This is a genomic window from Pseudomonas sp. AG1028 (genome assembly GCF_007993955.1).
GTDB lineage: Bacteria > Pseudomonadota > Gammaproteobacteria > Pseudomonadales > Pseudomonadaceae > Aquipseudomonas > Aquipseudomonas straminea.
This window is the reverse complement of record NZ_VIVP01000005.1, coordinates 248,434-268,900: the sequence shown is the minus strand read 5'-3', so window position 1 is coordinate 268,900 and position 20,467 is coordinate 248,434. Positions and strand designations below refer to the sequence as shown.

At 64.6% G+C, this 20,467-nt stretch carries 17 protein-coding genes; 11 read left to right on the top strand and 6 right to left on the bottom strand.

The genetic code is table 11. The features are described 5' to 3' along the window. Window positions 1-8: 8 nt before the first annotated feature. The 5 genes from FB481_RS10115 to FB481_RS10095 all read right to left on the bottom strand — a co-directional run bounded on the left by FB481_RS10115 (window position 9) and on the right by FB481_RS10095 (window position 7,305). Window positions 9-1,382 carry a sodium:alanine symporter family protein gene (locus FB481_RS10115; RefSeq protein ID WP_178109862.1) on the bottom strand — a complete coding sequence of 458 codons (1,374 nt, stop codon included), beginning with the start codon at window positions 1,380-1,382 and terminating at the stop codon, window positions 9-11. Between the two features lie 307 nt (window positions 1,383-1,689). Continuing rightward, window positions 1,690-2,523, bottom strand: coding sequence for an alpha/beta hydrolase (locus FB481_RS10110; protein ID WP_147176247.1), 834 nt, complete (start codon window positions 2,521-2,523; stop codon window positions 1,690-1,692). Beyond that, window positions 2,517-3,731, bottom strand: coding sequence for a YeeE/YedE family protein (locus tag FB481_RS10105; RefSeq protein WP_147176246.1), 1,215 nt, complete (start codon window positions 3,729-3,731; stop codon window positions 2,517-2,519). Before FB481_RS10105 ends, FB481_RS10110 begins: the two co-directional genes overlap by 7 nt. Window positions 3,732-4,067: 336 nt before the next feature. Further along, window positions 4,068-5,879: a sodium-extruding oxaloacetate decarboxylase subunit alpha gene (oadA, locus tag FB481_RS10100; RefSeq protein WP_147176245.1), complete on the bottom strand. Its 1,812-nt coding sequence runs from the start codon at window positions 5,877-5,879 to the stop codon at window positions 4,068-4,070. Window positions 5,880-5,889: 10 nt separating this feature from the next. Next, window positions 5,890-7,305, bottom strand: coding sequence for an acetyl-CoA carboxylase biotin carboxylase subunit (locus FB481_RS10095; RefSeq protein ID WP_075959423.1), 1,416 nt, complete (start codon window positions 7,303-7,305; stop codon window positions 5,890-5,892). A 188-nt stretch (window positions 7,306-7,493) separates the two neighbouring features. Here FB481_RS10095 and FB481_RS10090 point away from each other — a divergent pair, with 188 nt between their 5' ends. Both FB481_RS10090 and FB481_RS10085 read left to right on the top strand, forming a co-directional pair. Further along, the gene (locus FB481_RS10090; RefSeq protein WP_147176330.1) at window positions 7,494-8,444 is read left to right on the top strand and encodes a LysR family transcriptional regulator; all 951 of its coding nucleotides are present in this window, start codon (window positions 7,494-7,496) and stop codon (window positions 8,442-8,444) included. Window positions 8,445-8,506: 62 nt separating this feature from the next. Continuing rightward, the gene (locus FB481_RS10085) at window positions 8,507-9,163 is read left to right on the top strand and encodes a GntR family transcriptional regulator (RefSeq protein WP_372239564.1); all 657 of its coding nucleotides are present in this window, start codon (window positions 8,507-8,509) and stop codon (window positions 9,161-9,163) included. 111 nt (window positions 9,164-9,274) lie between these two features. Here the strand turns inward: FB481_RS10085 and FB481_RS10080 are convergent, their stop codons facing one another. Continuing rightward, window positions 9,275-10,888, bottom strand: a complete 1,614-nt coding sequence (locus tag FB481_RS10080) for a murein L,D-transpeptidase (RefSeq protein WP_147176244.1) — start codon at window positions 10,886-10,888, stop codon at window positions 9,275-9,277. A 152-nt stretch (window positions 10,889-11,040) separates the two neighbouring features. Between FB481_RS10080 and FB481_RS10075 the strand changes: the two genes are divergently transcribed. The 9 genes from FB481_RS10075 to FB481_RS10035 all read left to right on the top strand — a co-directional run bounded on the left by FB481_RS10075 (window position 11,041) and on the right by FB481_RS10035 (window position 20,463). Continuing rightward, window positions 11,041-11,754, top strand: coding sequence for a murein L,D-transpeptidase catalytic domain family protein (locus FB481_RS10075; RefSeq protein ID WP_147176243.1), 714 nt, complete (start codon window positions 11,041-11,043; stop codon window positions 11,752-11,754). Between the two features lie 182 nt (window positions 11,755-11,936). Continuing rightward, window positions 11,937-12,869, top strand: coding sequence for a 4-hydroxyproline epimerase (locus FB481_RS10070; protein ID WP_147176242.1), 933 nt, complete (start codon window positions 11,937-11,939; stop codon window positions 12,867-12,869). Continuing rightward, window positions 12,866-13,981 (top strand): FAD-binding oxidoreductase, encoded by a 1,116-nt coding sequence (locus tag FB481_RS10065; protein WP_147176241.1) that lies wholly within the window; start codon window positions 12,866-12,868, stop codon window positions 13,979-13,981. Before FB481_RS10070 ends, FB481_RS10065 begins: the two co-directional genes overlap by 4 nt. Then, complete coding sequence (locus FB481_RS10060) at window positions 13,974-14,210, top strand: (2Fe-2S)-binding protein (RefSeq protein ID WP_147176240.1); 237 nt, start codon at window positions 13,974-13,976, stop codon at window positions 14,208-14,210. The genes FB481_RS10065 and FB481_RS10060 overlap by 8 nt, the downstream gene beginning before the upstream one ends. After that, window positions 14,207-15,472 carry an FAD/NAD(P)-binding oxidoreductase gene (locus tag FB481_RS10055; protein WP_147176239.1) on the top strand — a complete coding sequence of 422 codons (1,266 nt, stop codon included), beginning with the start codon at window positions 14,207-14,209 and terminating at the stop codon, window positions 15,470-15,472. The genes FB481_RS10060 and FB481_RS10055 overlap by 4 nt, the downstream gene beginning before the upstream one ends. A gap of 635 nt (window positions 15,473-16,107) precedes the next feature. Further along, on the top strand, window positions 16,108-16,857 hold the full coding sequence (locus FB481_RS10050; RefSeq protein WP_147176238.1) for an AraC family transcriptional regulator: 750 nt from the start codon (window positions 16,108-16,110) through the stop codon (window positions 16,855-16,857). Between the two features lie 220 nt (window positions 16,858-17,077). Beyond that, window positions 17,078-17,896, top strand: a complete 819-nt coding sequence (locus FB481_RS10045; protein WP_147176237.1) for a transporter substrate-binding domain-containing protein — start codon at window positions 17,078-17,080, stop codon at window positions 17,894-17,896. A 97-nt stretch (window positions 17,897-17,993) separates the two neighbouring features. Continuing rightward, a complete protein-coding gene (locus FB481_RS10040; RefSeq protein WP_147176236.1) occupies window positions 17,994-19,805 on the top strand; it encodes an aconitase X in 1,812 nt (603 codons plus the stop codon). Beyond that, complete coding sequence (locus FB481_RS10035; protein ID WP_093506515.1) at window positions 19,798-20,463, top strand: amino acid ABC transporter permease; 666 nt, start codon at window positions 19,798-19,800, stop codon at window positions 20,461-20,463. Before FB481_RS10040 ends, FB481_RS10035 begins: the two co-directional genes overlap by 8 nt. Window positions 20,464-20,467 lie beyond the last annotated feature (4 nt).

Below are 20,467 nucleotides of genomic sequence, written 5' to 3'. Positions count from 1 at the left end.
ACGGGTCGTCAGTCCTCGGTCTTCCAGTTCTTGCGGCTCATGTAGTCGCGAGTTTCCTTGACCACGATGCCGGAGAGCAGCAACAGGCCGACCAGGTTGGGCAGCGCCATCAGGCCGTTGGCGATGTCGGAGAAGGTCCACACCACTTCCAGCGACGTCACCGCGCCAACGAACACCACCGCCGAGAAGATCAGCCGGTACGGCATTACCGCCACGCGGCCCATCAGGCGTTCCATGCAGCGCTCGCCGTAGTAGGACCAGCCAAGGATGGTGGTGAAGGCATAAACCAGCACGCCGATGGTCACCGTGTAGATGCCCCAGCCGCCGCCCAGGCCTTGCTCCAGCGCCCAGGCGGTCATCGGCGCGCCTTTCAGGCCTTCCTGGGTCCAGGCGCCGGTGACGATGATCGCCAGCGCGGTGAAGGTAACCATCACCAGGGTGTCGAGAAAGGTCTGGGTCATCGACACCATGGCCTGGCGCACCGGCTTGTCGGTCTTCGCCGCAGCCGCCGCGATCGCACCGGTACCCAGGCCCGACTCGTTGGAGAAGATGCCACGGGCCACGCCCATCTGCACCGCCAGGATGATGCTCGAACCGAGGAAACCACCGGCTGCCGCGCTACCGCTGAAGGCATCGGTGAAGATCAGCGCGATGGCGTCCGGCAGGCGATCGGCGAACACCACCAGCACGGCGACGTTGCTGATGATGTACAGCACGATCATCACCGGCACCACGCCGGCGGCGAAACGGCCGATGCTCTTGATGCCACCGATGATCACCACCGCGGTGCCGATGGCCAGCACCAGACCACTGAGCGTTGGCGAAATGCCCCAGGTGTCCTGCAGCTGATGGGCCGCCGTGTTGGCCTGCACCATGTTGCCGATGCCGAACGAGGCCACCGCACCGAAGATCGCGAAGGCGATGCCCAGGGTTCTGCCCAGGGTGCCGCCAACACCGTTGGTGAGGTAGTACATCGGCCCGCCGCTCTGCTCGCCCTTGGCGTCGGTGACCCGGTACTTCACGCCCAGCAAGGCTTCGGAGTACTTGGTGGCCATACCCACCAGGCCAGTCATCCACATCCAGAACAACGCACCGGGGCCGCCGATGCCGATGGCCGTGGCCACCCCGGCTATGTTGCCAACGCCGATGGTCGCCGCCAGCGCGGTGGCCAGGGCCTGGTAGTGGGAAACGTCACCGGGTACGTCGCCCTTTTCCGAGCGTTTGACGAAGGCCAGCCAGAAGGCGTGGCCGATTACGCGGAACTGGATGCCACGCAGGCGGATGGTCAGGTACAGGCCGGTGAGCAGCAACAGGGGGATGAGCAGAAACGGCCCCCAGATAAAGCTGCTGATGGCCGTGAGCACAGCGAGAAATTGATCCATGGCGGGTGTCCTTGTTGTTCTGTCCAGTGCGGCTCGTGGCCGGCAGGAAGGCACCGCTGGCTGGTAGAGCCGCGGTGCCGAGCGAGTGAACGCAACTGCGTCCGTGCAACATCGGATGGTCTGTCACAGGCCCGAGGGCGTAACAAAATGTTTAGGCGAATCAATCGATTGCAGCGCGGGCGATTGTTGCCAGGTCGGCAAGGCTATAACAACTTGGCCGCGAAAGGGCCGGAAAAAACAGGCAATTCAGCTGCGCGATGGGGTTCGCACAGGTGATCGGCGCGCCTCGGCGCCTGCGACCGGACAATCAGTCGTTGCACGCTATCGGCTGTGAGCGCCAGGTCGCCCAGGCCTGTTCCCAGCCCGTGTGGTGGGATACCTGCGTCAGGCTGACGGTTTGCACGCAGCGCGCTTCACCGAGCCCATCCAGGTAGTGATGCAGCACGCCAGCCGGCACCACGCTATCCGCATCGCCGGCCAGGTGCCGCTGGGTAACGGCGCGCAGCCGCTCGCGGTAGTCCAGCGGCTCCAGCGAACCCTCGAGGGGGCTCAACTGCAGCAACTGAACCCAGTAGCGTGGGCTGAGGTTGCCGGCGAGGGTCTGCACACTGACGACATCATCGCGTCGCGCGGCCAGCAAGAGCGCCAGCGCGGCGCCGCCGGAATAGCCGACCAGCTCGAACGTCTGGTTGCCGTAGCGAGCCTTGATCTGATCGAGCGCCCCGTCGAGGCTGCCCAGCACGTCACTGCCGAAACGCCGACTTGTCCACAGGCTCGTGGCGCACCCAGGCGCGGTGACGAACTGGCAGGGCCGCGCCAGGTACAGGCTGGGCGTCGGATCGGCGAACGCCAGGCGCGCCACCAGCAGATCGCGCGGCGAGGGGTCGAGGCTGGGCTGTGACAGCGTCGCCCAAGCCTGGCCATCGCCCTCCAGATAAACGCGCATACGCGCCGCCGCCGGCACCTGGGCTGGGGCACCGAGCAATAACGGAAAGGGTTTGCTGTCGAGCGTTTGTAAGCGATGGTGCTGACCGGCCAGCTCGCCAAGCCGCTCTTGCGGCAACTGGCAACCGCCCAAGGCAAAGACCAGCAGCGCGCCGAGAAGCAGCGCAGCCGGCTTTGCAGGGCGAGCTGTCAGCATCCGGTCAGCTTCGCCTCGCGGCGTTCGCCCGGGAAGAAGAATGGCCGCAGGCGCACGCCCACGCCGTTACCGACGAACGCCGCCACCAGCCACAACCAGCCGTGCAGGCTGCCGGACGCGATGCCACTGAAGTAGGCGCCGATGTTGCAACCGTAAGCCAGGCGCGAGCCGTAGCCGAGCAGCAGGCCGCCGATCACCGCCGCCACCAGCGAGCGCAGCGGGATGTTCAGGTTCGGTGCGAAGCGCCCGGCCAGACCGGCGGCCAGCAGGGCGCCGATGACGATGCCGATGTCCATCACCGTGGTGATGTCTTCCCACAGCGGCGCAGCCAGCGCCTGAGCATTGGCCGGCTGCTGCCAGAACGCCCAGCTGGAAACGTCGACACCGGTACCCTGCAGCACCTTGGCGCCCCACAGCGCGAACGCCGAGGTGATGCCCCAGGGGCGACCGGCCAGCGCCAGGGTGGCGAAATTGAGCAGCGCCAACAGCACCGCACCCCAGATCAGCGGCCAGGGGCCACGCAGGAAACGCTGCCAGCCCTGGTGCTCGCTCGGCGCCGCTCGCTCCAGGCTGCCGTGACGACGCAACTCCAGGCGCGCGCTCAATGCCGCGATGGCGGCGAACAGCGCCAGGCTGACGACCAAGGCCGGCACCAGGCCCAGGCTGGTGACGATGGAGGTCGGCGGCAGGCTCGGCAGCGCTGACCACCACTCCAGGTGATGGGTAGCGACCACGCCGCCGATGATGAAGAACAGCAGGGTCACCAGCATCCGCGCGTTGCCGCCGCCCACGGTGAACAGCGTGCCGGATGCGCAACCGCCGCCCAGCTGCATGCCGATGCCGAAGATGAAGGCGCCGACGATCACCGAGGTGCCCGCTGGCGCCACCAGCCCCTTGACCGGCGTACCGAACAAAGTGCCTGCCGACAGCGCCGGGAAGAACAGCAGCACGGCGATGGCCAGCATCACCATCTGCGCACGCAGGCCGGCGCCACGGCGCTCGTTGAGCAGCACGCGCCAGGCCGACGTGAAGCCGAACGCCGCGTGATAGAGCACCAGGCCCAGCGCACCGCCGACGATGAACAACAACGCCTGACGCCCGCTGACCGCGAAGGTGAGCGCCAGCGCGCCGGCCAGCAGCAGCGCCATGGCCACCAGCGGCGTACCCGGACGATTGGCCGGCGCCGCAGCAGGGATGGAGAGATTCATATAGACCTTCGAATAACCAATTGAAACGGTCGGCTATTCTAGCCCGTCCCGCCGGCACTGGTGAGCAGATGCTTAGAACGAATTCTGAAAAGGTTATGCCATTGAGCGATTCACGATCTTTATGCGCGAGAAGCGGCAGTTACAAGGTAAAAACGGTCGTCGCTGGTCCATTGTGGGAGGGCGCCATGCGCCCGAAAGCTTCGCGGGCATGAACTGGGCGTCCCCGCCCGCTTCCAAAGGCTCAAGGAGACTCAGCCTTCTCGACCGCTCCCAAGAAATCAGGGCCGACAGACAAAAAAAGGGGCCTCACGGCCCCCAGAGGTTAATCGGTAACGGTCAGGCTTCGACTTCGATCAGCACTTCGCCCGGGTTGACGCGGTCGCCCTTGGCCACGTGCACGGCTTTGACGGTGCCGGCGATCGGCGCCTGCACTTCGGTTTCCATCTTCATGGCTTCGGTGATCAGCACGGCCTGGCCGGCCTTGACGGTGTCGCCTTCCTTGACCAGCACGTCGACGATGTTGCCCGGCATGCTGGTGCTCACGTCGCCAGGTGCGCTGGCGCTGCGGCGTTTGCTGCCGGTGCCGCCGGCGACGTAGTCGTTGAGCGCCTCGAACACCACTTCCTCGGGCATGCCGTCGATGGACAGGTAGAAGTGGCGTTTGCCCTCGCCCTTCACGCCAACACCGGTGATGTCCACGCGGTAGCTTTCGCCGTGCACGTCGATAATGAACTCGGTCGGCACGCCTGCACCACCGGCTGCCGCCACGCCGCTGCCATCGGGAATCGGCAGCAGAGCTTCGGGTTGCAGGGTGCCGGCTTCGCGCTCTTCGAGAAACTTGCGGCCGATGTCCGGGAACATGGCGAAGGTCAGCACGTCTTCCTCGCTCTTGGCCAGCTCGCCGATCTGCCCGCGCAGCTTGTCCATTTCCGGCTTGAGCAGGTCGGCCGGGCGCACGTCGATCACCTCTTCATTGCCGATGGCCTGCTTGCGCAGCTGCTCGTTGACCTTGCCCGGCGCCTGGCCGTAGCCGCCCTGCAGGTAGAGCTTCACTTCGTTGGTAATGGTCTTGTAGCGCTCGCCGGCCAGTACGTTGAAGAACGCCTGGGTACCGACGATCTGCGAGGTCGGCGTGACCAGCGGCGGGAAGCCGAGGTCTTCGCGCACCCGCGGAATCTCCGCCAGCACTTCGTTCATGCGGTTCAGCGCGCCCTGCTCCTTGAGCTGGTTGGCCAGGTTGGAAATCATCCCGCCCGGCACCTGGTTGACCTGCACCCGGGTGTCGACGGCGGTGAACTCGCTTTCGAACTGGTGGTACTTCTTGCGCACGGCATGGAAGTACATACCGATCTCCTGAATCAGCGACAGATCCAGGCCGGTGTCGTATTCGCTGCCCTTGAGCGCGGCGACCATCGACTCGGTGCCGGGGTGGCTGGTGCCCCAGGCGAAGCTGGAGATCGCCGTGTCGATGTGGTCGGCGCCGGCCTCGACGGCCTTGAGCTGGCACATCGAGCCCAAGCCCGCGGTGTCGTGGCTGTGGATAAATACCGGCAGGTCGATCTCGGCCTTCAGGGCCTTGACCAGTTCGGCCGTGGCATAAGGCGTGAGCAGGCCGGCCATGTCCTTGATGGCGATGGAGTCGATGCCCATGGCCTGCATGGCCTTGCCTTGGGCGACGAAGGCCGCGACGGTGTGCACCGGGCTGGTGGTGTAGGCGATGGTGCCCTGGGCGTGCTTGCCGGCGGTCTTCACCGCTTCGATGGCAACGCGCAGGTTACGCACGTCGTTCATCGCATCGAATATGCGGAACACGTCGATGCCGTTCTCCGCCGCCTTGGCAACGAAGGCGCTGACCACGTCATCGCTGTAATGGCGATAACCGAGCAGGTTCTGCCCGCGCAGGAGCATCTGCAGGCGGGTATTGGGCAATGCCGCGCGCAACTCGCGCAGACGCTCCCACGGGTCTTCCTTGAGGAAGCGCACGCAGGCGTCGAACGTCGCACCGCCCCAGACTTCCAGCGACCAGTAGCCAACCTTGTCGAGCTTGTCGCAGATCGGCAGCATGTCTTCAGTGCGCATGCGGGTGGCCAGCAGGGACTGGTGGGCGTCGCGCAGGATGGTGTCGGTAACCGTGATCTTTCTTGTCATGGTGCGTTCCTCACAGGCCGGCATGGGCGGCAATGGCGGCGGCAATGGCCAGGGCCAGTTCGCCCGGCTTGCGTTTGATCGAGTAGTTCAAGAGCTCGGGGTGGTTGTCGACGAAGCTGGTATTGAAGCGCCCACTACGAAATTCATCATTGGCGAGAATCTGCTGGTAATAGGTGGCGGTGGTCTTCACGCCCTGCACGCGCATGTCGTCCAGCGCCCGGGAGCCGCGAGCCAGGGCTTCTTCCCAGGTCAGCGCCCAGACGATCAGCTTCAGGCACATGGAGTCGTAGTACGGCGGAATGGTGTAGCCGGTGTAGATCGCCGTGTCAGTGCGCACACCGGGGCCGCCCGGGGCGTAGTAACGGGTGATCTTGCCGAACGAGGGCAGGAAGTTGTTGCGCGGATCCTCGGCGTTGATGCGGAACTGCAGGGCGAAGCCGCGGTACTGGATGTCTTCCTGCTTGATCGACAGCGCCAGGCCCGAGGCGATGCGGATCTGCTCGCGGACGATGTCGATGCCGGTGATTTCCTCGGTGATGGTGTGCTCCACCTGCACCCGGGTATTCATCTCCATGAAGTACACCTCGCCCTCGGCGAGCAGGAACTCCACGGTGCCGGCGTTCTCGTAGCCCACGGCCTGGGCGGCGCGCACGGCCAGGTCGCCGATATAGGCGCGCTGCTCCGGGGTAAGCTGCGGGCTCGGGGCGATCTCGATGAGTTTCTGGTTGCGGCGCTGGATCGAGCAGTCACGCTCGTACAGGTGCACGGTGTTACCGAAGCTGTCGGCGAGGATCTGCGCCTCGATGTGCTTGGGGTTGACGATGCATTTTTCCAGGAACACTTCCGCACTGCCGAAGGCCTTGGTGGCCTCGGAAATTACCCGCGGGAATGCCTGTTCTAGCTCGGAGCGCGAGTTGCAGCGGCGAATGCCGCGGCCGCCACCGCCGGAGGTGGCCTTGAGCATGACCGGGTAGCCGATGCGGTCACCTTCGCGCAGCGCCTCGGCGATATCCGCGACGTTGCCCTCGGTGCCCGGCGTCACCGGCACGCCGGCCTTGATCATGCTGCGTCGCGCTTCAGTCTTGTCGCCCATGCGGCGGATGACTTCGGCGCTCGGGCCAATGAACTTGATGCCGCGCTCGGCGCAGATTTCCGCCAGCTCGGCATTTTCGGAAAGAAAGCCATAGCCGGGGTGCAAGGCATCACAGCCGGTTTCCACGGCCAGGTTCACCAGCTTGCGCGGGTTGAGGTAGCCGGCCAGTGGGTCGTCGCCGATGCCGTAGGCCTCGTCGGCACGTTTGACGTGCAGCGCCTGACGGTCGGCATCCGAATAGATGGCCACCGAACGAATGTTCATTTCGGCGCAGGCCCGCACGATGCGCACCGCAATCTCGCCACGGTTGGCGATCAGGATTTTCTTGATCACGAGCCAACATCCTCGATCACGTGAACAGGCAACCCTTGGAGGGTCGATATATGACCGAATGATTGCAGACCGGTCTTTGGTCAAACCCTACGCCGCTGTAACAATTAACCAAAATCAATATTTGTTGGGTTCTGCATAAGTAAAAACTTATGCTCTGCGAACAAGAAACCACCCGAGCGGTGAATAAAATTCGCAAGTCATTGTTACGCATGACCTTTCGGCAGCTTCAGGTATTTCGCTCGGTGTGCGATCACCGCTCCTACAGCCGCGCCGCCGAAGAAATGGCTCTCACTCAGCCGGCCGTGAGCCTGCAGATTCGTCAGCTCGAGGAGCTGCTCGACCAGCCTCTGTTCGACTACGTGGGCAAGAAGCTCTACCTGACCGAGGCCGCCGACGCGCTGCAGCGGGCCAGCGAGGATATCTTCGGCCGTCTGGAGAGCCTCGACATGCAGCTCGCCGACCTCAAAGGCTCGCTGCAGGGGCAACTGAGCCTGGCCATCGAATCCAGCGCCAAGTACTTCGTTCCCCATCTGTTCGCCGCTTTTCGTCGCGAACATCCGGAAGTCAGCCTGCAGCTCACGGTGGTCAACCACACCCAGGCGGTGCGGCGACTAAGCGCCAATCGCGACGACCTGTTGATCATGTCCCAGGTGCCATCGGACATGGCCTTGGAGTTTCTGCCCTTTCTCAACAACCCGATCATCGCCGTGGCGCCGGCGGACCATCCACTGAATCAGGCCAAAACGTTGCAGTTGCAGGACCTGTGCGACTGGCCGCTGCTGGTACGCGAGCCGGGGTCAGGTACGCGCCGCGCCTGCGAGGAGTACTGCCACCAGAAGCGCGCCCACTTCGCGCAGATCCAGGAGGTCGGCTCCATGGAGGGTCAGCGTGAAGGCGTACTGGCCGGCCTGGGCCTGGCGCTGATTCCGCGCCACGCCGTGCGTCGCGAGCTGCAGCTGGGCCTGCTGCGCGAGCTGCCAGTGGCAGAGCTGCCACTGCTGCGCAGCTGGTGCGTGCTGCACCCGCGCGGCAAGCACCTGTCGCCGGTGGCCCAGGCGTTCTTCAACTTCGTACGTGACCGACGCAAGCAGATCGGCGCACTGGCCGAGCAGTTCAGTGGCGCAAGCAATTCACTGTAATGGTTTCGTATATCATATCCAAAAGCCTCTTCCAGCAGGTGCACCACGTGCCATTACCTCCCCTGAATGCCCCGAACCTGGGCATTACCCCGTCTGCCTCCGAGGTGATTACCAAGCACCTGCGTGACGCCATCGTCGCCGGGCATTTTGCCGAAGACGAGCCGGTGCGCCAGGACGATATCGCCAAGCTGTTCAACGTCAGCAAGATCCCCGTGCGCGAAGCGCTCAAACGCCTGGAAGCCGAGGGGCTGGTGGTGTTCCAGCGCAACAAGGGCGCGGTGGTCACGCGCATCTCCGAGCCGGACCTGGCGCAGATGTTCGAGGTGCGCATCCTGCTCGAAGACAAGGTGCTTCGCCTGGCGATTCCCAATATGAACGAAGCCACCTTTGCCCGCGCCGAGCGCATCTGCGAGGAGTTCATCGGCGAAGACGATGTCGGCCGCTGGGCCGAGCTCAACTGGGAGCTGCATGCCTGCCTGTACGAGCCGGCACAGCGGCCATTTCTGGTCAGCTTGATCCGCTCCATCCACGACAAACTGGAACGCTACCTGCGCATGCAGATGAGCCTGTCAGAGGGCAAGGATCTCGCCGATCACGAGCACCGCGAAATCCTCGCAGCCTGCCGCGCCCGCGACATCGAGCGCGCCGCCACATTACTCGAAGAGCACATCACGGGGGTCTGCCGCAGCCTGTTCGAGCAGTTGCCTGGGCATCGCTGAATCCAAGAAAAAAGCTACCGCTGCGCGCTCCTGGTAGGAGCGGCCATGCGCGCGACAACCACGGGTATGGCCTTATCTCACAGGGGAAACACCAAAGCGGACTCATCCATCCTAGATGCGGTTCGACGCCTCCAGCGCTTTCAGCAAACGAGCGTCATGACCGTAGATATCGGGGCGGAACTGTACCTGGCCGTCCGCGCCAACCTGCGCCGTCCAGTACGCCATCAGGATCGGTACCGGCTGCGGCAAGTCGGCGCGTAAGGTGTTCCCGCTTTCCCATTGCTTGGCGATACGTGCGCGCTCGCCTGGGCTGGCGCCAGCAAGCAGTTGGTCGACCAGTTCGGTGACCCGCTCGATGCGCACGCAGCCCGAGCTGAACAGCCGCGGCAGGTTGTCGAACAGGCGCTGGCTCGGCGTGTCGTGCAGGTACACCGAGAACGGATTCGGGAAGCGGATCGCCACTTTGCCCAGCGGGCTGTGCGCACCAGCCGACTGGCGCACCATCACCCGCCCGGGGCGCTCCCAGTCTACGCCGCGCGGGTCTACCGGATTGCCTTCGTAGTCGATCACCTGCATGTGGTTGGCGGCCAGGTAGCCGGCCGCGTCACGGCGCAGCTCGGGCAGCTTGTCTTCTTTCAGGATGGTCGGCGGAATGGTCCAGGTCGGGTTGAGCGTCAGGTGGGTGATGCGCGATCGCAGCAGCGGTGTCGGCCGGGCCGGGCGACCGACCTGGGTACGCGCCTGCCAGGTGACGGCGTGGTCACGCAGGAACATCACTTCGGCGCCCGCCACGTCGATCAGCACGCTGGTCGGCTCGATTTCGTGGGACAGCCAGCGCAGGCGCTCCAGATTGATGCGGATCTGATCCATGCGCTCGCTGGCGGAACGGTTCAACTCGGCCAGTGTGCCGGGGCCGACCACGCCGTCGGGCTTGAGCAGGTGGTTGCGCTGGAAGACCTTGACCGCCTCGACCAGCGCCGTGGAATACACCGAGGTTTCCTCGGCGACCAGCGCCGGCGCGCCTTGGGACAGATCACCGTGCAGCTGCAGCCGTTGCTCCAGCAAGGGCACCCGGCCATCAACGGCGCCGGGCTTGAGCAGCGAGCCGCCAGGAATCGCCAGCCACTGTGGCAATTCCTGGCGGCGCAATTCGGCGTAGCGCTGGCGCAGCTGCTGATAAGGGCCGAAATCAGGCCGTGCCTGGGCGAAGGCCTGCGCCGGGTCGGCCAGCCCCGCCTGGGCGATGGCCAGCAGCGGCGCCTGACTCTGCTGCACCGCCATGCTCTCGGGCTGCCACAGCGGCTCGACCTTGGCCTGCTCGAGGCGCCCGTAGGACAGATCCCGCAGGGCCTGCAGATAAGCGGTGGTGGCGAGCACGTCGACACAGGCCGAAAGGCGCGGCGAAGGGTCATCGACTGCCGCCAGTTGGCGCAGTGGTTCCAGGTGATAGGCGCGCGGCTCCAGACCATCGTCAGCCAATGACTCCAGCTGAGCGAACAACACCGGCAGGTTTTCCTTGTTCCACGCCGCTTGTGCGCCGCGCAGCAGATAGAACGGCTCCAGCCACTCACGATCCTTGACAGACAGCTCTAGCACGGGCGTTACGCAGCTCAGCGCGGGTTCGGCGAGCTGCTCCTGCAGCGGGCTGGGTGGCGGGGTATCGGCCAGCGCCAGGGGTGCCACCAGGACCAAGGCCCAGGCAGCGGATACAGAAGGAGAAAACAAGGCGCCGCTCCAATTTACGACAGAGTGAATGACAGCCCGTCGGAATCGCCCGCGGGACAAGGGAACTCGGCTGCTAGAATTCCGAGCTTTGTTGTGCCCGTATCGCCTGGCGAAGGCGCGCCCCATCGAAGGCCAAAGCTCAGAGACTTGAAATGATGACCACGATTCAGCGCATTTGCTTAGCTTTTATTTGCCTGGCGTTGCCGGTTCCGTCCGTAATAGCCGCCACCCTGGCGCCGGATCCGCTGCTCGAAGTCTTGTCTGCACAAGCGCCAGCGCTCGATCGCCAGGTGCTCAATCACGCCCTCGACGCGATGCGCTGCGCCATTAACAATGGTGCCGTACCTGCCCAGCGCCTGGCCGTGATCGACTTCTCCAAACCCTCCAGTGATCGCCGCCTGTGGATCTTCGACCTGACCAAGAAGCGCCTGCTGCTGCACGACCTGGTCGCCCATGGCCAGCAATCCGGCGACAACTTCGCCAGGCGCTTCTCCAACCGCGAAGGCAGCCATCAATCGAGCATCGGCCTGTTTCGTACCAGTGAAAGCTACACCGGCAAACACGGCTATTCACTGCGCATGGATGGCCTGGAGCCCGGTTTCAACGACCTGGCACGCCAGCGCGCCATCGTCATCCACCCCGCCGACTACGTGAATCCGGCCTGGATCAAGACCCAGGGCCGCATCGGCCGCAGCCAAGGCTGCCCGGCGGTACGCCCGGAAGTCGCACGCATGGTGGTAGACAGCCTCAAGGGTGGCCAATTCATGTTTTCGTACTATCCCGACAAGCGCTGGCTGAAGGGCTCGGCGTTCATCAATTGCAAGCCGGCCCTGGTCGCCGGGATCGTCAGCGCCAAAGAGGGCTAAGGCGCGGCGCGGTAACCCGGCCAGTTGGCAGGCTTCAGCCTATCAAGCCTGGCTAGATGACCCCACCCAAGACCTTAGGCACTATGCCGATTTCGTCATCGTGCCCGCGCAAATCCTTCAAGCCGTCTGGCTTGCCTCGCGTCACCCTGTCGCCATTCAATCGGCATACAGGCGCAGCGCCAATGAAACGCATCGAAGTAATCGACTCTCATACCGGCGGCGAGCCGACCCGGCTGGTGGTCAGCGGCTTTCCCGATCTCGGCACGGGCAGCATGGCCGAGCGCAAACAGCTGCTGGCCAGTGAGCACGATGCCTGGCGCGCCGCCTGCATTCTCGAACCGCGCGGCAATGATGTGCTGGTGGGCGCCCTGCTCTGCGAGCCGGTCGACCCCAGCGCCTGTGCCGGTGTGATCTTCTTCAACAACTCCGGCTACCTCGGTATGTGCGGGCACGGCACCATCGGCCTGGTTGTATCGCTGGCCCATATGGGCCGCATCGGCGCTGGCGTGCACAAGATCGAAACGCCGGTGGGCACGGTCGAGGCGACCTTGCATGAGGATCGCTCGGTCAGCGTGCGCAACGTGCCGTCCTACCGCTTTCGCCAGGCCGTCGAGCTACAGGTGCCGGGCTACGACCTGGTGCGCGGCGATATCGCCTGGGGCGGCAACTGGTTCTTCCTGATCGCCGACCACGGCCAGCGCATCGCCGGCGACAATGTCGAGGCGCTGACCGCCTACACCTATGCAGTGCAGAAAGCGCTTGAAGATCAGGGCATTCGCGGCGAGGACGGCGGCCTGATCGATCATATCGAGCTGTTTGCGGATGACGATAAGGCGGACAGCCGTAATTTTGTCCTTTGCCCAGGCAAAGCCTACGACCGCTCGCCCTGCGGCACCGGCACAAGCGCCAAGCTGGCCTGCCTGGCTGCCGATGGCAAGCTGCAGCCCGGCGAGACCTGGCGCCAGGCCAGCGTGATCGGCAGCCTGTTCGAGGGCTCGTACCAGTGGCAGGGCGACAAGGTGATTCCAACCATCCGCGGCCGCGCCCATATCAGCGCCGAAGCGACCCTGCTGCTCGATGCGGACGACCCGTTCGCCTGGGGCATCCGTCCGTGACGCCAACGCGGGTCGCCGATGTGATCGTTATCGGCGCCGGCATCATCGGCGCGGCCTGCGCCCGCGAGCTGGCGCGCCGCGGCCAGCAGGTGCTGGTGATCGATGCCGGCCTGCACGGCGCTACCGCAGCCGGCATGGGTCATTTGCTAGTTCTCGATGACAACCAGGCCGAACTCGATATCAGCCGCTACTCGGTGAACCGCTGGCGTGAGCTGGGCCCGCAATTGCCGGACGACTGCGCGTATCGCAACAACGGCACCCTGTGGTTGGCCGCCAACGAAGAAGAGCTGGCGGCGGCAGAAGCCAAGAGCGGCAACCTGCGCGCCGAGGGAATACGCTGCGAGATGGTGCCCGGCCACGCGCTGCAGGCCATGGAGCCGATCCTGCGCGACGGCTTGCACGGCGCCCTGCGCCTGCCCGACGACGGCATTCTCTACGCACCGAACACTGCACGCTGGATGCTCGACAACCCGCGCATCACCCGGCGGCGCGCCAAGGTCACGGTACTGGACGGCAACCGCGTGCGCCTCGAAGACGGCAGTTGGCTAGGCGCCGATGCCGTGGTGCTCGCCAACGGTATTCAAGCCGTGGAGCTCTGCCCGGAGTTGCCCATCGCGCCGAAGAAAGGCCACCTGCTGATCACCGACCGTTACCCGCACCCGGTCACCCACACCATCACCGAGCTGAGCTACCTGACCAGCGTGCACAACAGCAGCGGCGCCTCGGTGGCCTGCAACATCCAGCCACGGCCGACCGGACAGCTGTTCATCGGCACCTCGCGGCAATTCGACACCCTCGACCCCGAGGTCGACGGCTGGTTGCTGGCGCGCATGCTCAAGCACGCCGCGAGCTATGCGCCGGGCCTGGCGCAACTCAATGGCATCCGCGCCTGGGCCGGCTTTCGCGCCGCCACACCGGACGGCATGCCGCTGATTGGCGAACACCCTGCGCAGCCTGGCCTGTGGCTGGCGGTCGGCCATGAGGGGCTGGGTGTTACCGCGGCGCCGGCTACCGCCGACCTGCTCGCAGCGCTGCTATGGAGCGAGGCCGAGCCCATTCCGGCTGCCGCCTATGCGCCCCGACGTTACCTTGGAGAAACCGTCCATGCCTGACCTGCACCTCGATGGGCGCCCGCTCAGCGTCGCGCCGGGCACCACGGTCGCTGCCGCACTTGCCCTGGGCGGCGACGGCAGCGCACGTACCTCGGTAATCGGACAGCGCCGGGCACCGCTATGCGGCATGGGCACCTGCCAGGAGTGCCGGGTAACCGTCGACGGCATGCGCCGCCTGGCCTGCCAGACCCTGTGCCGCGATGGCATGCAGGTGGAGACACGGCCATGAGCGAACAGGCTGACGTACTGATCATCGGCGCCGGCCCGGCCGGTCTGTCGGCCGCCCTGGCCGCCGCCAACGACGGCGCGCGGGTGGTGTTGGTCGACGACAACCCGCTGTCCGGCGGGCAAATCTGGCGCGATGGTGCGCAGGCCAGGGTGCCGGCCCAGGCTCGCCAGTTGCGCGACGCTGTGGATAACCACGCCACCATCCAGCGCCATGCTGCGACGCGGGTGGCGGCCAGGGCCGGCAGCACTGGCCTGCTGGTCGAAAATGCCGAGCGCGGCTGGGTAATCGACTATCACCGGCTGATCCTGTGCACGGGGGCACGCGAGTTGTTACTGCCGTTTCCCGGCTGGACGTTGCCCGGAGTAACCGGTGCCGGCGGCCTGCAGGCACTGATCAAGGGCGGCTTGCCGGTGGCCGGTGAGCGCACCGTGATTGCCGGCAGCGGCCCGCTGCTGCTGGCCAGCGCCAGCACCGCGAAACAGGCCGGCGCTCAGGTGCTGCGCATTGCCGAGCAGGCATCGACAAGCGCAGTCGCAGCCTTCGCCGTGCAACTGCCGCGCTGGCCGCACAAGCTGCTGCAGTCCTTCGGCCTGTTCGATGGCGGTTATCGCCCTGGTACACGCATCGTCGCCGCGCTGGGGCAGGATCGTCTGGAAGGCGTGCGCCTGCAGCGCGGCGACAAGCTCGAAGAGCTGGAGTGCGAGCGCCTTGCCTGCGGTTTCGGCCTGATTCCCAACGTGCAGCTGGGGCAGGCGCTCGGCTGTGCGCTGGGCAGCGCCGCCATCAAGGTGGACGCCTGGCAGGCGACCGATATGGCCGGCATCTACGCGGCGGGCGAATGTACCGGTTTCGGCGGCAGCGAACTGGCACTGGTCGAAGGTCGCATTGCCGGCCACGCCGCTGCCGGCAACCGCGAGGCCGCGCGGCGGATGTGGCCAGCCCGTGCCCGCTGGCAGCACTTTGCCGATGCGCTGAACAAACACTTCGCGCTGGACCCCGCACTCAAACGCCTGGCGCAACCAGACACCCTGCTATGCCGCTGCGAAGACGTTCCCTACGCCGCCGTAGCAGCCCACGACAACTGGCGCGAAGCGAAACTGGCGACCCGCTGCGGCATGGGCGCCTGCCAGGGGCGAATCTGCGGCGGCGCCACGCAATACCTGTTCGATTGGCAGCCTGCCGCGCCGCGCCCGCCATTCACACCAACGCGAATCGACACCCTCACACTGCTGGAAGAATCGGCCCAGAGCAGCTCACCGTGAGCGTGGCGCTTATTTTAATCGCGGGCCAGCCGCACACCTCAAACGGTAACAAAGCGGGTAGCGCGGTAACGCTTTTGTGCTCCACTGCACAGTCAGAAAAATACCGAAAATATTAAGTCATTGATAAATAACGATATTTAAAAATTGGCACAGGTTATGCTCTATCTCCCGCACAACAAAAATAACAAGACACATCTGATAACAAGAACAAGACAACGGCTCTAGCATAAGAAAGACAAAAACGCAGAGACGCAGCTAACTGATTTCTTTGGAGAGGACCGCCCTCGGGCTTGTACCGCAACCGGGTCGAGAACAATAAAACTGCTTTGCAAGGCAGCGACAGACGGGTTGGATCTACGGATCACGGCAACATCAGCGTCCAAACAAATCCGTTCGCTCTTGGCCTCCTTTAGGGGCCTCGGCTAAAACAAGAACAATAGGCCGTTAGCACTAACAAGAACGATGATTCGAACAAGATTTAGGGGAGCCTCGGCTCCCCTTTCTGCTTTCTGGCGCTCTCGCCGGCCGCCTCGCCTTCGCACCACAAATCCTTGCAGACCCACAGGCTCAATTAGCTGCCCGTCTTGCAATAACGCGCTAGGCTCTGCACCTATTCAAACTGTCTGCAGCCAGCCATGCACAGCCTGCTCCCGAATTCGCCTCATCCCGACCTGCCGACATTGATCAGCACCCTCATGCAGATCGAGCCGTTGCTCGATGCCATGCCCGAGGTAGTGTTCTTCATCAAGGACACGCAGACCCGCTACGCCTTGGTCAACCAGACTCTAGCCCAGCGGCTGGGCTTCAAGAGCAAAGACAAGCTGGTGGGGATGACCGCCGAACAGGTGTTCCCGGCCAGCTTCGGGCCCTCCTACACCGCGCAGGATCGGCGCGTGCTGGATGACGGTAGCCAGCTCGACGACCAGCTGGAGCTGCACCTTTATTACGGCAACCAGCCGGTCTGGTGCCTGACCCACAAGCTGGCGCTGCGCAATCGGTATGGAGACATCATCGGCCTGGCCGGCATCTCCCGGGATGTACAGCTGCCACAATCGGGCCACCCCGCCTACCCGAAGCTGGCTGCAGTGGATGCCTATATCCGCGAGCACTTCGCGCGGCCAATCAGCCTGGCCGAGCTCACCGAGCTGGCCGGATTGTCAGTGGCGCAACTGGAGCGTCACTGCAAGCGCATCTTCCAGCTCACCCCGCGACAGATGATCCACAAGGCGCGCCTTGGCGAGGCAAGTCGCCTGCTGCAGCACGACCTGCCAATCACCGAAATCGCCCTGCGTTGCGGTTACACCGACCACAGCGCCTTTAGCCGCCAGTTCCGTGCGCTTACCGGGCTGACGCCCAGCCAGTTCCGCGAATCGCACACCGACTGATACCACCGGGTGTTCCGAAACAGGGCGACAGCGCTTGGCTTCGCTCCCATCTGTAACACCCAGCCTGCGCTCCCGACTCCCCGTTTGCCCCTTATTCCCTCTCGACCCGCCACAGCGCGCGGCCCGCAGCACCAAACTGCAGAACAGGCACAGCGGTTGCATATTAAATATCGTATACGAAATTTCCTATAACGATTGTCTGCACCGTTTCGAGGCTCCTATGAAAAACCCCGCTTTTGCCGTAGCCCTCAGCGCAGTACTCAGCACCACCCTGATCGGCACCGCTCACGCCGACAAACTCGACTCGATCATTGAATCCGGCAAACTGCGCTGCGCGGTAACCCTGGACTTCCCGCCCATGGGCTCGCGTGACGACAAGAACCAGCCGGTCGGCTTCGACGTCGATTACTGCAATGACCTGGCGAAAGTCCTCGGTGTCGAGGCCGAGGTGGTGGAAACACCCTTCCCGGATCGTATCCCGGCGCTGGTTTCCGGCCGTGCCGACGTGATCGTCGCCTCCACCTCCGACACCCTGGAGCGCGCCAAGACCGTGGGCCTGACCGTGCCCTACTTCGCCTTCCAGATGGTCGTGCTGACCCGCGACGACACCGGGATCAGCAAATACGAAGACCTCAAAGGCAAAGCCGTGGGTAACACCAGCGGCACCTACGAGGCCATCGCCCTGGAGAAGGACGTGAAAACCTGGGGCGGCGGCAGCTTCCGTGCCTATCAGTCGCAGAACGACACCATCCTCGCCGTTGCTCAAGGCCACATCGCCGCCACCGTGGTCACCAACACCGTGGCCGCGGCCACCCTCAAGTCCGGCAAGTACAAGGGCCTGAAAGTGGTCGGTGATGCGCCTTACGTTGTCGATTACGTGTCCCTGGCGGCCAAGCGCGACGAGTACGGCCTGATCAATTACCTCAACCTGTTCGTCAACCAGCAGGTTCGCAGCGGCCGCTATGACGAGCTGTGGAAGAAGTGGGTCGGCGACGAAATCAAACCGGCCAACCTGACCGTACCGGGCGTGTACTACTGATCAATGCACCACTGCGCCGCCAGTGGCGGCGCATTCCACCCATTTTTCGCTCGCGTGCCCCGGTGGCGCCGAGCTTTTTCCCACGGCGGAGCCCTTGATGACAGCAGTCGCGGATCACACCTCGCCCGCCCCTGAAGCGTGCGCGCTCCAGGGCCGTAGCCTGGTTGCCGGGCGTGCCGAGGGCGAGCTGCTGTTCGCCGAGATGGGCCTGAGTTTCTGGGGCGGCGTCGACCCGTTCACGGGCGAGGTGATCGACCGTCATCACCCGCTCAGTGGCCAGAACCTGGCGGGCCGCGTACTGGCGATTCCCAGTGGTCGCGGCTCCTGCACCGGTAGCAGCGTGATGATGGAGCTGCTCAGTGGCGAGTATGCCCCTACCGCGCTGGTGCTGGCCGAGGCCGACGAGATCCTCACCCTCGGCGTGCTGGTGGCCGAGCTTCTGTTCCAGCGCTCCATCGCCGTGCTGTGCATCGGTCATGCAGCCTTCACCCGCCTGCGCGGCCAGGCTTACGCCCGCCTCGACGGCGAGCGGCTGCAGCTTTATCCACAGCGCCCCGCCGATGCCCGGCCGACAGGTGTGGCTTCGATACATCAGCAGCCGCTGTTCGCCAGCGCCCTGCATCTGAGCGAAAGCGACCGCGCCCTGCTCGATGGTCGCCAGGGCAAGGCGGCACAGGTGGCCATGCAGCTGGTGCTCCGCATGGCAGACCTGCAGGGCGCCAGCGAATTGCTGGATGTGACCCAGGCGCATATCGACGGCTGCATCTACACCGGCCCGGCCAGCCTGCGCTTCGCCGAGCAGCTGGTGGCCTGGGGCGCCAGGGTGCGGGTGCCGACCACGCTCAACTCGATTTCCGTGGACCAGCGCCGCTGGCGCGCCCTGGGCATCGATGCCGCCTTCGGCGAACCGGCCAGTGCACTCGGCGATGCCTACATGGCCATGGGCGCACAGCTCAGTTTCACCTGCGCGCCCTACCTGCTGGACAGCGCGCCGGCCGAGGGCGAGCAGATCGTCTGGGCAGAATCCAATGCGGTGGTGTACGCCAACAGCGTGCTTGCTGCACGCACTCTGAAGTACCCGGATTACCTGGATATCTGCATCGCCCTCACCGGCCGTGCGCCCAAGGTGGGTTGCCACCTCGACGAGCAGCGCATGGCCAGCCTGCAGATCGAGCTGCCCGAGCTAGCTGAACTCGACGATGCCTTCTACCCACTGCTCGGTTACCACGTCGGTCTGCTCTGCGGCAGCCATATTCCACTGGTACACGGCCTGGAAAACGCCGGGCCGAGCCTGGACGATCTCAAGGCCTTTGGTGCCGCCTTCGCCACCAGTTCGGCGGCGCCACTGTTCCATATCGCCGGTGTTACCCCGGAAGCCCGTGATCCACAGCAGGTTATCCACAACGGTAGAGAGCTTCCGATCAAACGGATCAGCCTCGCCGATCTGCGCCGCAGCTGGAATGAACTCAACAGCGCTGATGACGCCGAGGTAGGGCTGATCGCCCTCGGCAATCCGCACTTCTCGCTCAGCGAATTCGCCCACCTCGCGCACCTGTGCGCGGGCCGCAGCAAGAGTGCTCAGGTAAGCCTAGTGATCACCTGCGGTCGGGCGATTCACGAGCAGGCCCGTGTGGCTGGCTACCTCACCGTACTGGAGGCCTTCGGAGCGGCGCTGCTGACCGACACCTGCTGGTGCATGCTCGGCGAGCCGGTGGTGCCCACGGGCTGCCGCACCCTGATGACCAATTCGGGCAAGTACGCCCATTACGCGCCAGGGCTGGTCGGCCGTGCGGTGCACTTCGCCAGCCTGGCCGAGTGCGTCGACGCCGCCTGTTCGGGCCAGGCCAGCGGCCGTGTGCCGCGCTGGCTGCAACCGGCTTCCCCTGTGGAGAACCCCACGCATGTTTGACTACACCTTCCATTGGCGCCAGGCCTTCAAGGCGCTGCCCGACATGCTCGCGGGCGCCTGGGTGACCTTCGAGACGGCTGCCCTGTCGATGATCTTCGGGGTGCTCATCGCCCTCGCCCTGACGGTCATGCGTGAGCTGAAAAACCCCGTGGCCCGCGGCTTCGCCAACACCTGGGTATCCATCGCGCGTAACACGCCATCGTTGTTCCAGATTTACATCCTGTACTTCGGCCTGGGCTCGATGGGCTGGCACGTCAGCTCCTGGGTCGCCCTGCTGGCCGGCATCACCTTCAACAATGCAGGCTACCTGGCAGAAAACTTCCGTGGCGGCCTCAAGGCCGTGCCCGGCACCCAGGTGCGTGCCGCCCGCTCGCTGGGCATGAGCGCCTTTCAGGCCTACCGCATGATCGTCGTGCCGCAGCTGCTGCGCATCGTCTTCTACCCGCTGACCAACCAGATGGTCTGGGCCGTGCTGATGACCTCGCTGGGGGTGATCGTCGGCCTCAACAACGACCTCACCGGCGTTACCCAGGACTACAACGTCAAGACCTTCCGCACCTTCGAGTTCTTCGCCATCGCGGCGGTGCTGTATTACCTGATCGCCAAGGCGATCGTAGCGGTTGCCCGGCTGCTAGCCTGGCGCCTGTTCCGTTACTGAGGAT

Coding starts and splice junctions, on each gene's coding strand:
- FB481_RS10115 (WP_178109862.1), bottom strand. CDS start 1,382: ATGGATCAATTTCTCGCTGTGCTCACGGCCATCAGCAGCTTTATCTGG.
- FB481_RS10110 (WP_147176247.1), bottom strand. CDS start 2,523: ATGCTGACAGCTCGCCCTGCAAAGCCGGCTGCGCTGCTTCTCGGCGCG.
- FB481_RS10105 (WP_147176246.1), bottom strand. CDS start 3,731: ATGAATCTCTCCATCCCTGCTGCGGCGCCGGCCAATCGTCCGGGTACG.
- oadA (WP_147176245.1), bottom strand. CDS start 5,879: ATGACAAGAAAGATCACGGTTACCGACACCATCCTGCGCGACGCCCAC.
- FB481_RS10075 (WP_147176243.1), top strand. CDS start 11,041: ATGATGACCACGATTCAGCGCATTTGCTTAGCTTTTATTTGCCTGGCG.
- FB481_RS10070 (WP_147176242.1), top strand. CDS start 11,937: ATGAAACGCATCGAAGTAATCGACTCTCATACCGGCGGCGAGCCGACC.
- FB481_RS10060 (WP_147176240.1), top strand. CDS start 13,974: ATGCCTGACCTGCACCTCGATGGGCGCCCGCTCAGCGTCGCGCCGGGC.
- FB481_RS10055 (WP_147176239.1), top strand. CDS start 14,207: ATGAGCGAACAGGCTGACGTACTGATCATCGGCGCCGGCCCGGCCGGT.
- FB481_RS10050 (WP_147176238.1), top strand. CDS start 16,108: ATGCACAGCCTGCTCCCGAATTCGCCTCATCCCGACCTGCCGACATTG.
- FB481_RS10045 (WP_147176237.1), top strand. CDS start 17,078: ATGAAAAACCCCGCTTTTGCCGTAGCCCTCAGCGCAGTACTCAGCACC.
- FB481_RS10040 (WP_147176236.1), top strand. CDS start 17,994: ATGACAGCAGTCGCGGATCACACCTCGCCCGCCCCTGAAGCGTGCGCG.
- FB481_RS10035 (WP_093506515.1), top strand. CDS start 19,798: ATGTTTGACTACACCTTCCATTGGCGCCAGGCCTTCAAGGCGCTGCCC.